This is a genomic window from Vibrio qinghaiensis (genome assembly GCF_002257545.1).
GTDB lineage: Bacteria > Pseudomonadota > Gammaproteobacteria > Enterobacterales > Vibrionaceae > Vibrio > Vibrio ordalii.
This window is the reverse complement of the sequence record NZ_CP022741.1, coordinates 2,761,507-2,774,249: the sequence shown is the minus strand read 5'-3', so window position 1 is coordinate 2,774,249 and position 12,743 is coordinate 2,761,507. Positions and strand designations below refer to the sequence as shown.

Below are 12,743 nucleotides of genomic sequence, written 5' to 3'. Positions count from 1 at the left end.
ACTTTCTATGAGTGATGAACCTCAAGTTACCGCTGAAGTGAGTGCGCAAAAGCAGCTCTCTGCGATTTGGATTATTCCCATTTTAGCTCTTGCGATGGGACTATGGATGCTGTTTCAGTACGTGAATAGCACCGGGCCGAAAATCACCCTCGTTCTGCCGACGGCTGATGGGCTTGAAGTGGGGAAAACCCAAATTAAAGCGCTCAATGTGAATGTCGGGGTGATTAGCGATATCAAGCTCAGCGACGATTATCGACACATCATCGCCACCGCGCAGATGGTGAAAGATGCCGATCGCATGCTGCGCGAAGATTCACTTTTGTGGGTAGTGAAACCCCGCATTGGTAAAGATGGGATTTCCGGACTCGATACCCTACTTTCTGGCGCTTATATCCAGTTGCAGCCCGGTCAATCCAAGACGTTTCAAGATGAATTTTCTGTGCTTGATTTGCCACCTATTGCGCCACTGGATACCAAAGGGTTACGCCTAATACTGACCAACAAAGAAGCCGGTAAACTGAGTGTCGGCGACCCCGTTATGTATGAAGGATTCACCGTGGGTCGCGTGGAAAGCACCCAGTTTGATGTAGCAAGTAAAAAGGCTCAGTACCAGCTCTTTATCTTTGCCCCATACGATAAATTGGTGAATACGCGTTCCTTTTTCTGGCTCAATTCTGGGTTCAACCTTCAACTTAATGCCGAAGGGCTCGAGTTTAGCCTAGGCTCGATAGAAAGCTTACTCAAAGGCGGCGTCACCTTTAGCCAGCTACAAGAAGAGGATTTTGGCCAGCCAATTACTCAGCAAATGACCGAGTTTCGCCTGTTTGACGATGTAAAACAGATCCGCGAAGGTATGTTCGATGACTACATCGAGTTTGTGATGATGTTTGATGATTCGGTACGCGGACTCAAGCCTTTAGCTCCGGTTGAATATCGTGGATTAAGAATCGGTACTGTCACTAAAATTCCACTCAAAACTGTCAGATCCAATGTTTACATTAATATTGAACGTATCCCTGTTTTAGTTCGGATTGAGCTAGGGCGTCTTTATGACAACTTTAGCGTTGCGGATATCCCTAATTTGAAAAAGCGTATGCAGGATGAATTTGCACGAGGATTAAGAGCCTCATTAAAAACGGGGAACTTGGTGACTGGCGCTCTATACATAGATACCGACTACTTCCCTGATGAGCCAGTAGATCCCCTCACTCAATTTGATGGATACCCGATGTTTCCAACTAAACAGGGGGGATTTGCCGAGGTGCAGAAACAGGTCACCGAATTGCTGAGAAAGCTCAACGGACTGCCTATGGATGATACTTTGGCATCGCTCAACAGCACTTTAAAAACGTCAGAGGAGCTGTTGGCGTCAGCGGAGCGCATTCTGAAAAAACAAGAGACGCAAAATCTGCCAGCAGATATTCAAGCAAGCCTAAAACAACTGGAAACCACCCTAGGCGGTTTTGGCCCTGAATCGACGGTGTATCGTGAGCTTGAAACCACGTTAAGAGAGCTAAACCAAGTGATGGCTGAATTTAAACCTGTGCTGCGCACCATTAATGAAAAACCCAATGCGTTGATTTTTGGTGAAAGTAACGCGGCAGATCCGATTCCCGCGAAAGGAAAGCAAGAATGAAAACATGGTTATTAATGATGTTAACCACACTGTTGGTCGGCTGCGGAGGAACTCCACAGCCTAAAGTCAGTTTCTATTTACTGCCGAACAACCCAGAGCTCAGCGAGCTGACCCAACCAAAGGGATTGCTTTTACTGGTGGTTCAGCCCGTGGAATTAGCCGCTTATTTGGATACTCAAGGGATTGTTTATCGTCAGTCAGAGACACAAGTGATTCAAGCAAGACAAAACCAGTGGGCGCAGCGGCTTAGCCCACAACTGACACAGCGTATCACCAATGATCTGCGCCATAAGCAATCTCGCTACTGGCCTGCACCTTTGAATGCCTCATCTAGCCAGCAGGAGCACTGGAAACTGCAGGTGAGGTTGCAGCGATTTAATGGTGCCTACACGGGTAATGCCGAAGTTGCCGGTAGTTGGGAATTACTCACCCCGAAAGGAGAAAGCATGTTAAACCAAGAGTTTAGTTTTCATATTCCGCTCAAAGATACTGGCTACTCAGCTCTGGTTGAAGCGCTCTCTGCGGGTGTAGATCAACTTTCAACTCAGATCGAAACCCAATTGGTAACTCGCTGAGCAGACAATCAGGTTATCGATAGAATAAAAAGCCCAACACAAATGTACACCCGCAAGTTTACTTTTTGTCATTACTCAAGGTATGATGCGCAAAATGTTAACCACTTGATGGTCACGGCTCCTACCGATTTGAAGTGATCGGCAGGAAAAAACGTCTAAAGGCATGGGGATTTACACACAATCCCCTTTCCCAATTGTGGAATTGAGGAGCAACACACCATGAATCCTTCTTTTACTCGTTCAATGGCTGCAAAGCGCTCATTGCTTAGCGCGGTGATCGCCTCGGCCTTATTGCTGTCTGGCTGTGGTGAAGCGCCACAAGTCAGCGCTCCCGCTCCCGTGGTCAAACCCGCATTAACCGAGATTGTCGCAAGTCAACGCGCTTCCGATCTCACGTTTAATGGCGTGGTGCGCGCCGCTCAGCGTGCTGATCTGGCCTTTCGCATCAGTGGCCGTTTAACCGATATCGCGGTAAAAGAAGGCGACACGGTGAAAAAAGGCCAATTACTGGCGAGCCTCGACTCACGAGATGCCAAAACGACGCTGGAAGTCGCGCAACTTGAGCTGAAAAACACCGAACAAGAGTACCGCCGCGCCAAAGCCATTTTTGACAAAACCCAAGCCATTTCTAAAGCAGAGCTGGATAACGTCACCAATCGCCACGATCTCGCGAAGAACCGGGTTGAAGAGGCCAAACGCAAACTCGAATACACCCAAATTACCGCCCCGTTTGATGGCGTCATCAGTGAAAAAACGGTCGAGAATTTTTCTCAAGTGCAAGCCAATCAAGTGATCATGATTTTGCAAGACCTGAATGATTTGGAGGTGGCGATTGAGATCCCGCATCGTGTGATGCTCTCTGGGGTGCGTAATACCCGTGCGATCGCCGAGTTAAGCGCGATTCCCAATCAGCAATTTGATTTACAGCTGCGTACCTACTCCACTCAGCCAAGTTCGGATTCACAAACTTACTCTGTAGTGCTTGGTTTTGAAGATTTGAAAGGTTTCCGAGTAATGCCCGGCATGTCGGCCAAAGTGCTGCCAGTTGCCGAGGATACCGCCGCTGAAAACACGCTCATCACCCTACCACTCACCGCCCTAGTGCCAGATAACCAAGGCAAACAATTTGTTTGGGTGGTCAATGCGCAAGACCAAGCGGAAAAACGTTACGTCGACATCGGCACCACCTACAAAAATCGCGTGGTGATCACCCAGCATCTCAAACCGGGTGAGCAGGTTATTATCGCCGGTGTTTCGAGTGTGCGCGAAGGCATGACCGTTCGTCCCTACACGGATAACAACGGAGCCCAATAATGGATATTGCACGTTATACCCTTGCCAAACGCACCAGCGTTTGGGTGCTGATAGCCCTGACTCTGATTGGCGGCTACATCAGCTACCTCAAATTGGGTCGCTTTGAAGACCCAGAGTTTGTGATTCGCCAAGCGGTGATTGTGACGCCTTATCCGGGCGCAACGGCGCAAGAAGTTTCCGATGAAGTGACCGATGTCATCGAAGGCGCGGTGCAAGCCTTGCAAGAGCTAAAAGAAGTCAAATCGGTTTCGATGCAAGGCCGCTCTGAAGTGACGGTGGAAATCAAACTCGAATTTGCCAAATCCTCCGCGCAGCTGCAGCAGGTATGGGACAAATTACGCCGCAAAGTTGCGGATGCGCAGCGCCAACTGCCTCCCGGTGCGGGGGCTTCGATTGTCAACGATGACTTCTCTGACGTGTACGCGCTGTTTTATGCGGTGACAGGGGAAGGCTTTAGTGACAAACAGCTGCAAGACTACGTCGATACGCTACGCCGTGAACTGGTTCTGGTGCCGGGTGTGGCCAAAGCCGCGACGCTGGCCGAGCAGCAAGAAGCGATCTTTATCGAGATGTCCAGCGAACGCATGGCGGAATTTGGCCTTTCGGTTGAACGCGTGCTGCAAGTGCTACAAAAGCAGAGCCTAGTCACCGTCGCAGGCAGTGTCGATGCCCAGCAGATGCGCATCCCAGTGATCCCTAAATCCAACATCAGCTCCTTGGCTGACCTCACTAATTTGCAAGTAGCGGTTGGTAGCAACAATGCGGTGGTACGCTTAGGTGATGTTGCCAACATCAGCCGTGGCTACACCGAGCCTGCGTCCATGCTGATGCGCTATAACGGCCAACGTGCGATTGGTTTTGGTATCTCGAACATCACCGGTGGTAACGTGGTGGAGATGGGCGATGCCGTCAAAGCACGCTTGGCGGAGCTTGAAAGCCAGCGCCCACTGGGAATGGAGTTGCATGTGATCTCGATGCAGTCTGACTCGGTGCGTGCTTCGGTCGCCAATTTTATCGATAACCTGATTGCCGCTGTCGCCATCGTGTTTGTTGTGCTCTTGCTGTTTATGGGCGTACGCTCAGGCGTCATCATCGGTTTTGTTCTGCTGCTCACCGTTGCCGGCACCTTGTGTGTGATGCTGATTGATGACATTGCAATGCAGCGGATTTCGCTTGGCGCACTCATCATCGCCCTCGGTATGTTGGTGGATAACGCGATTGTGGTTACCGATGGTGTGCTAGTGCGTTTTCAGCAAGAGCCGAACGCGGATAAACAGCAGGTCGTGTCCGAAGTGGTCAATGCCACTAAATGGCCACTGCTGGGCGGTACCGTAGTGGGTATTTTTGCCTTCAGCGCAATTGGCCTCTCCCCTTCGGATATGGGCGAATATGCGGGTTCACTGTTTTGGGTGATCCTCTACTCGATGTTTTTGAGTTGGGTGTTTGCGGTGACCGTCACCCCCATGCTGTGCCATGACTTTCTGCGCGTTAAAGCTCCCACCAAAGAGGCTAAACCGTCTAAATTGGTAACGGGTTATAAAGCCGTGCTGCAATGGGTGTTAAGCCACCGCGTAGTCAGTTGTGTCATGCTGCTCGGCACCTTAGTGGCTGCGGTATGGGGTGCTCAGTTTATTCCGCCAGGCTTTATGCCAGAGTCGCAACGCCCACAATTTGTGGTGGATGTGTACTTGCCACAGGGATCGGATATTCGCCGTACCGAACAGGTTGTCGCCAACATTGAGAAAGACGTGGCGCAAAAAGACGGTATTACCAATATCACCAGTTTCATCGGTGGTGGTGGCCTGCGTTTTATGCTGACTTATGTGCCTGAATCGCGTAACCCAAGTTACGGCCAACTGCTGATTGATATTGATGACTACACCAAAATTGCCCCATTAGTAGGCGAGCTGCAAAATGAGCTGGATGCCAAATACCCAGATGCCTCAATCAAGGTGTGGAAGTTTATGCTCGGTCGCGGCGGCGGCAAGAAAATTGAAGCCGGTTTCAAAGGGCCAGACAGCCATGTGCTGCGCCAATTGGCTGAACAAGCCAAAGCGATTATGCATAACGACCCGAACTTGATTGCGGTGCAAGATGACTGGCGTCAACAAGTGCCGGTATTGCAACCTATGTATTCCGCGCAAGAAGCACAGCGTCTTGGCTTAACCACGCAAGAAATCAGCGCTGCGATCGCGCAAACGCTCAATGGGCGTAATGTTGGGGTGTATCGCGAAGGCAATGATTTGATCCCGTTGATGGTTCGCGCGCCAGAAAATGAGCGTCACCACGAACGTGCGATTGAAAACAGTGAGGTGTTCAGCGCGCAAGCGGCGCGTTACGTTCCGGTAAGTCAGTTGGTGGATTCGGTAGATACTGTCTATCAAGATGCCTTGCTGCGCCGCATCAACCGCATGTCGACCATCTTGGTACAAGCTGACCCAGCGCCAGGCGTGATGACGACCGATGCGTTCAATAATGTGTACGAAAAAATCGAGCAGATTGAGCTGCCTGCGGGTTATGAGCTGATTTGGTACGGTGAATACAAAGCCTCGAAAGATGCCAACGAAGGCTTGGCGCTCTCCGCTCCTTACGGCTTTGCGGCGATGATTCTCGCGGTGGTGTTTATGTTTAACGCGCTGCGTCAGCCACTCGTGATCTGGATGACCGCCCCCTTTGCTGTCGTGGGTGTCACCATTGGCCTTATCGCCTTTCAAACTCCATTCGAGTTTATGGCAATCCTCGGCTTTTTAAGCTTGATTGGTATGATGGTGAAGAACGCGATTGTGTTGGTTGACCAAGCGGATGCAGAAATTCGCGCAGGTAAAGAAGCTTATTTCGCGATTATTGATGCCGCGGTCTGCCGCGCTCGCCCAGTATTGCTTGGGGCATTTACCACCATTTTAGGTGTGGCACCATTGCTGGTAGACCCATTCTTTAAGAGTATGGCGGTCACCATTATGTTTGGTTTGCTGTTTGCCACCATTCTGACTTTGGTGGTGATCCCACTTTTCTATGCAGCACTCTTTAGAGTAAAAGTCGCCAAATCATAATCAAGTGGCGGGTACTCAGGGTATTAATACGCAAGGCGGCGAATTAGACCTAGAAACAGACCCAGCTTAGTGAACTAGGCTGGGTTTTTAAAGTTAACTTCGAGTTTTAGGATGCAGGACAATCAAACTCATGATGCCGAGTAAGACAGCAGCAAAAACGGATGTAAAACGCACCAGATCATCGGAAATTGCGCTGATACTCGTTGACGTAATTCCGTAGAATACCAAAACGACATAACTTGAATACATCAGTTGAATCGAGTTATAGCTTGCTTTCTTCGCAACCGCATGAATCCCCATAAATAATGCGCTCACCACTGCAACACCCAAAGTTCCCACAATGTTAGCCTGCAATAAACTCATCACTAGAGGTGGAATTGCATAAAGTACACTAGCGTATGTCGTCAGTAGCCTTCTTAAACCGTAATCTTTACCAATGCTAGGGTCTGGGTCCTTAATGATTAACGCGACAATGATGGTAATAATCGTACTTTGTTCCAAATCCAATTTGATCGTACACACCATCATGATCATGACAATGATTGCTTTTAGCAACGTTTGCCAATCGAGCAAGTATTTTGTTGTCGAAGCGATAGGTATCACGCTCGTCGCCAGTGGCTCACCTCGTGGAAATAGTAGGTAGGCCAAGTAAGCAGTAAAGCCTGCAATAAAAATATTTTTTAGCAGAGCCATAGGGATTTGCTCAACACTAATCCCTTTCTGCTGGGTAAAAACGGTAATCATCGCGGTAGATACAATCAGCAATATGGCAAACACATCTTGTGGATTTTTCTTGGTGCGCTCCATGCACCAGTAAAAAATCCCAAATAAGAACAGGTAGTAAACATGCACGTAATCGATCAACAGCTCACTCATTAACGCCTGAAACCAAGCGGTAACGAACAAAATTCCGCCCATAATAAACACCATAATCACTGGTGGAGGCTCATGAGTTGTGGTGAGAAAAACCGCGCACATAGCGGGTGCAAGTAAAGGCAGATCCGTTCCGAATATGTATTGCCAAAACAGCAAAAGCACTGGGAATACCGCAACTCTTATAATTGGGTTTGCGGCACTATGATACATAGCTGATATAACTCCATGCCCAGATCCACACATCTTGCAATCTTTCACCTAGGTAGCTTTCATCAGGATAAAAACCGACCACGGCGCGACCACCGTATCTGAGTTGCAGATCTGCGGGTAACTCAGTGAGCTCGATATTCACAGGGAAACGCTGTGCTTTAGCGCTGTTAGTGGGTGAGTTCATCAGACCATTACTGGCGTCTTGCGCAAGGCTGCCATTACCGCTACTTCCCCAACCGATTGAAGAAATTTGTCCTTCAAAAACGTCACCAGGGTGAGCATCAAAAACAATTTTGACTTTATCGCCAGACTTTAGATGAGCTAATGAGTTTTCTCTCACCATTGCAGTCAGCCATAGGTCATTGTTATTGATAAACGCCAGAAGTGGTTGCCCTGCAGCAGCATAATCACCCACAGCAACATTCATATTGGTGATTACACCATCCGCTGGTGCGATAAGTTTGGTGTGATTAAGGTTGAGTAGTGCCTGTTCTTGTCGGTTTAACACCGATTGGATTTCAGGGTTATCAATTCCTCTTGGGCCAAACTCTTGTTTGGCTTTATCTAATGAAGACGAGGCTTGAGCCAGTCCCGCTTGAGCGGTTTCTAGCTCAGCTCTGACGTTGTCCATGGTCGATTGACTAATAACGCCTTTTTCTGCCAAAACCCGATTACGCTCGACATTCTTCTTGGCATTGGTGACCTTTACACGTGCCGCAACTTCATTGGCCTGAGCGACACTGATCGCAGCCGAATCAGCTTGATAAGATTGCGCGGCTTGTTGCAAATCAAACTTCGCCGCTTTAACCGCCAATTCAAATGGACGTGGGTCGATAGTGACTAGCTCATCTCCTGCCTTCACAATGCTATTGTTGGTAATATGTACTTGTGAAATAGGGCCAGATATTTCGGGACTAATGCGGATCAATTGACCATTTACTCTGGCTTGATCTGTCATTGGCGTCATTCTGTCTGCCCACAAGGTGTAGAGCCAAAGAGCGGCAACTAAGGCAAAAATATAGTAAGTGAATGAACGAGCTTGGCTCACTTTTTGTTCGCTTGGCTCAGCACTCATTTTGGTATTATTTTCTGACATTTTCTGTTCCTATTCCCGTTTACTGTGCTTGTTCCAGTAAATTGACTTTTTTATAGATGATACTTTTCTTGGTTCGTACTTCGACAGCAATCGTAATGATGAAAGCAAAAAGACCAACCAATAGGACTGCACTCGAAGAAGAAACCGACACTTCACCCGCGTATTTGGTCCAGAGCACCGCAAGAGCAACAAACCAACCAAATAGTGCCACCGCCTGGGCTACTGCAATTGGTACAAGGTGAGACCAAAAACCGCTCTGGAGTTGATGTGTATGCTGTGGGTGGGATTTGTTGAGTTGATTAAGAAACAGTTTGGAGGTGATTAATGATAAAATGATCCCTAAACCAAAGGTTAGAGAAACCGCTTGTCCCCATACTGTCACCTCAGAATTCGTGATCACGTTAAGCGACATGGGCACACTATCCATTCCTTTGAAATGGTAGCTCGCGATGTAACCATTGATAGCTCCGTTAATCACCCCACCCACCAATGAATCTTTCACTTTGATATCCACGTTTAGCACCTTGAATGTTGTTCAATAAACTGCCGCTGAGTATAACGATAATACTCGAATAAATGCATATTAAATATGGTCACTTTTCGATATTATTTTGCCCCAGCATACTGATAAATAATAATAAAGGCGAAGGGGAATCAACCATGAAGATCGGTAAACCGCTATCCAACATCAGCGAGAAGAATAACTTTATCTACTTAACGTTAGCTTTGATCATATTGTTGATCTCCGCCTCGCTAGCTCAACTGCTGCAAAATAATGCGATGGACTATGTCATGCAGGGAATCATAGTGGTGATCTTTATTGTTTGTTTCGTTAGCTTACACTTTGACCGCAAGTGGACGCATTTTTTAAGAGGGTTGGCGTTGGTATGGATAGGAGCCATCGTGGCGCAACATCTCTTTAATATCCAAGAGATGAACCTATTGATGCTGGCTCTCACTTTTGTTTTTTTTTATGGATCCTTCCAATCCTTAGTCCGGCAAATATTATTTTCTGGGAAAATCGATACCAATAAGCTAATCGGCTCTGTCGCCTTATTTTTATTGCTTGGATTGATGTGGGCGGTAGCCTACCTGTTTTTGTTAGAGCTAGACCCGCAAGCATTTCACGGTTTGGAAGCGATTCCGTGGGCAGATAATTTTTCTAACAGTGCTTATTTTAGCTTCGTGACCTTAACCACTCTCGGTTATGGGGATATTAGTCCCGTTACTCCGATTGCGAAAACGCTCGTCTATTTAGAATCGGTTGTTGGCGTTTTTTATATGGCTGTGGTGGTATCAAGCTTAGTCAGTTCGAATTTAGATAGAAATGCGTCCAGATAAAGGTATCCTCGCAAGGCGTTGCCTTGCGAAACTTACCCACTCAAGTGATTTGAGTTAAGCAATGACAGATAGCATCAAAATTTTTCGATTTCACGACAGTAACCATACCAGCCTCCGATGTATTTGCTATACATAGAGGCTAGTAGGTTTTCCAGAGTTTACAAATCTACAGGGTAGACTTTCCAGACCACGATCTACATGGTAACGAACTCTTCAGACCCAGTTGGGTGTATTGCCACCACTGAATCAAAATCGGCTTTGGTTGCGCCCATTTTCATGGCTACGCCAAAGCCTTGAATCATTTCATCAACCGCGAAACCGATGCCGTGTAGGCCAACAACGGTTTCTTCAGGGCCAGCGCATACTAGTTTCATTTTGCATGGTTGACGGTGAGAGGTGACGGCGGTGTACATGGCCGTGAAGCTCGAGGTATACACTTTGACATTCTCTTCGCCATATTGCGCTTGGGCTTCTTGCGTGGTGAGGCCAATTGTGCCGATTGGCGGATGGCTAAACACCACGGTCGGGACCAGTTTGTAATCCATCTTCGCATCGGTTTTGCCATTAAACAGGCGCTCTGAAAGTTGACGGCCTGCTTTGACTGCAACGGGTGTGAGTTCAATACCGCCTTCCATGATATCGCCGACACAGTAGATGCCCGCGACGTTGGTTTGCTGGTACTCATCAACCTTAATATAGCCTTGTGCATTAGTTGCCACACCCGTTGCTGCTAGGTTTATCGCATCGGTTGCTGGGTGGCGGCCGATTGCCCAAATGAGCGTATCAACGTTTTGGCTTTGGCCATTTTCAAGGTGCAGAGTCAGGCTGCCATCGGCTTCTTTGATCACTTCTTTTGGCACTGAATGAGTATGTAATGTTGGGCCTTCCGCCGCCATGACTTCAGTGAGTGTTTCGATGATCATAGGATCAAAGCTGCGCAGTGGTGATTCTTTGCGCACGTAAAGGTGCGTTTCAGTGCCGAGTGCGTTGAGTACGCCTGCAATTTCAACCGCAATATAACCTGCGCCCACAACCGCGACGCGTTTAGGCTGTTCGGTCAAGTCAAAGAAACCATTGGAATCAATGCCGTATTGCGCCCCTGGGATCGCTGGAATGGTTGGGCGTCCGCCAACGGCAATCAGGATATGATCTGCCGTGTAGTGTTCACCGTTTACTTCTACGGTTTTTGCATCAACAAAGCGTGCAAAACCGCGGATCACTTCCACTTTATTATTGCCCAATACGCGGTCGTACGATTGATGAATACGGCCAATATACGCTTGGCGGCTCTCAATCAGTTTTGACCAATCCAATCCTTTGACATCGACATCGAAGCCATAATCTTTGGCATAAAGGTGCATTGCTTCAGCAATTTGCGCGCCATGCCACATCACTTTTTTCGGAACACAACCGACGTTGACACAAGTGCCGCCAAGGTCTTTGGCTTCAATCAGTGCGACTTTCGCACCATACCTTGCCGCGCGGTTCGCTGAAGCGATACCACCAGAGCCACCACCGATACAGATATAATCAAAATGCGTTGTCATTACTTTCTCCATTATTCTTTTTTCATCCTATTTGACCTTGGTTTTGTACGGTGTTGGCAACCATAGCAAGGCGAAAAAGGTTCTCTACTTCTTTGATAGATTGGGTCAGTTTATTCTGGTACAACCCATTCGACTTTAAAATGACCGGTTACCGGGGCAATCGCTTGCTGAAGAAACGGTAAAATTTCCTGCATTTGCCCTTCCAGTGTCCACGGTGGGTTAATCACTATCATGCCTGAAGCGGTCATGCCACGTTCATGGGTGTCTGGCGACACGCCCAATTCAATTTGTAAGATTTTGCGAATGCCGAGGCTTGCCAGCCCTTCAAGCAAGTCATCAATGGTGTCGCGATTCACTACGGGATACCAAATGGCGTAGATACCCGTCGCCCAGCGCTTATAACTTTGGGCAATGGCTCTTACGACATCGCTGTACTCTTTGGCCAATTCGTAAGGGGGATCGATCAACACTAAGCCGCGACGCTCTTTCGGTGGCAGGCTACCGATTAAGCGTTGGAAACCATCTTCTTTGTAAATCGATACCTGACGATCTCGGTGGAACTCTTGCTCGAGCAAAGGGTAATCGCTCGGATGCAATTCGGTGAGCACCATACGATCCTGTGCGCGTAGATGAGCACGCGCCACACGTGGTGAGCCGGGGTAGTAACGTAACTCTTCGCTTTCATTGAGCGCTTTTACTGCCTCAAGGTAGCTTTGAATGGCGGGTGGCGTTACATTTTGTTGCCAAATACGAGCAATCCCTTGTTTATATTCACCGGTTTTTTCTGACCATTCATGGGTCAAGTCATAACGGCCCACACCAGAGTGGGTGTCATGATAAACAAAAGGCTTCTCTTTTTGCTGTAATGCATTGAGGATAAGGCTTTGTACGATATGCTTTAATACATCCGCGTGGTTGCCCGCGTGAAAACTGTGGCGATAACTTAGCAAAATAGGCTCTCAAAACACCCCAAATGGAGTGTGTTTCATCAATCAAACGTATTGGCTGATTATACGCCACTATTGAAAATTGCTGAACCTACCTATATTTACTATTTCAGATAAACAAAATCGACGGTTGCCGTGAAACAATCAGTGA

The 12,743-nt window shown here is 47.9% G+C and carries 10 protein-coding genes; 5 read left to right on the top strand and 5 right to left on the bottom strand.

Going from position 1 to position 12,743, the window contains the following annotated elements:
* The first annotated feature begins 7 nt into the window (after positions 1-7).
* The 4 genes from pqiB (at position 8) to vexD (ending at position 6,575) form a co-directional block, all read left to right on the top strand.
* The gene (gene pqiB, locus CCZ37_RS12840) at positions 8-1,636 is read left to right on the top strand and encodes an intermembrane transport protein PqiB (RefSeq protein ID WP_167372415.1); all 1,629 of its coding nucleotides are present in this window, start codon (positions 8-10) and stop codon (positions 1,634-1,636) included.
* Positions 1,633-2,211: a PqiC family protein gene (locus CCZ37_RS12835; protein WP_010319661.1), complete on the top strand. Its 579-nt coding sequence runs from the start codon at positions 1,633-1,635 to the stop codon at positions 2,209-2,211. The genes pqiB and CCZ37_RS12835 overlap by 4 nt, the downstream gene beginning before the upstream one ends.
* 219 nt (positions 2,212-2,430) lie before the next feature.
* The gene (vexC, locus tag CCZ37_RS12830; protein WP_094500723.1) at positions 2,431-3,525 is read left to right on the top strand and encodes a multidrug efflux RND transporter periplasmic adaptor subunit VexC; all 1,095 of its coding nucleotides are present in this window, start codon (positions 2,431-2,433) and stop codon (positions 3,523-3,525) included.
* The gene (gene vexD / locus CCZ37_RS12825; RefSeq protein WP_094500722.1) at positions 3,525-6,575 is read left to right on the top strand and encodes an efflux RND transporter permease subunit VexD; all 3,051 of its coding nucleotides are present in this window, start codon (positions 3,525-3,527) and stop codon (positions 6,573-6,575) included. Before vexC ends, vexD begins: the two co-directional genes overlap by 1 nt.
* Positions 6,576-6,668: 93 nt before the next feature.
* Here vexD and CCZ37_RS12820 read toward each other — a convergent pair whose 3' ends face one another.
* From CCZ37_RS12820 to CCZ37_RS12810, 3 genes are read right to left on the bottom strand one after another with little or no spacing between them, the layout of a single operon-like run.
* Positions 6,669-7,661: a DUF2955 domain-containing protein gene (locus CCZ37_RS12820; protein WP_010319664.1), complete on the bottom strand. Its 993-nt coding sequence runs from the start codon at positions 7,659-7,661 to the stop codon at positions 6,669-6,671.
* Positions 7,651-8,757: an HlyD family secretion protein gene (locus tag CCZ37_RS12815; protein WP_094500721.1), complete on the bottom strand. Its 1,107-nt coding sequence runs from the start codon at positions 8,755-8,757 to the stop codon at positions 7,651-7,653. The genes CCZ37_RS12820 and CCZ37_RS12815 overlap by 11 nt, the downstream gene beginning before the upstream one ends.
* Positions 8,758-8,776: 19 nt before the next feature.
* The gene (locus CCZ37_RS12810) at positions 8,777-9,271 is read right to left on the bottom strand and encodes a permease (protein WP_094500720.1); all 495 of its coding nucleotides are present in this window, start codon (positions 9,269-9,271) and stop codon (positions 8,777-8,779) included.
* Positions 9,272-9,417: 146 nt separating this feature from the next.
* Here CCZ37_RS12810 and CCZ37_RS12805 point away from each other — a divergent pair, with 146 nt between their 5' ends.
* Positions 9,418-10,098 (top strand): potassium channel family protein, encoded by a 681-nt coding sequence (locus CCZ37_RS12805; RefSeq protein ID WP_094500719.1) that lies wholly within the window; start codon positions 9,418-9,420, stop codon positions 10,096-10,098.
* Between the two features lie 194 nt (positions 10,099-10,292).
* On the opposite strand, the gene gorA is transcribed toward CCZ37_RS12805, so the two are convergent.
* Together gorA and CCZ37_RS12795 are read right to left on the bottom strand one after the other, a co-directional pair.
* Entirely contained in the window at positions 10,293-11,645 is a 1,353-nt protein-coding gene (gene gorA / locus CCZ37_RS12800; protein ID WP_010319667.1) for a glutathione-disulfide reductase, read from the bottom strand.
* 110 nt (positions 11,646-11,755) lie between these two features.
* The gene (locus tag CCZ37_RS12795; RefSeq protein WP_013855685.1) at positions 11,756-12,595 is read right to left on the bottom strand and encodes a 23S rRNA (adenine(2030)-N(6))-methyltransferase RlmJ; all 840 of its coding nucleotides are present in this window, start codon (positions 12,593-12,595) and stop codon (positions 11,756-11,758) included.
* Positions 12,596-12,743 lie beyond the last annotated feature (148 nt).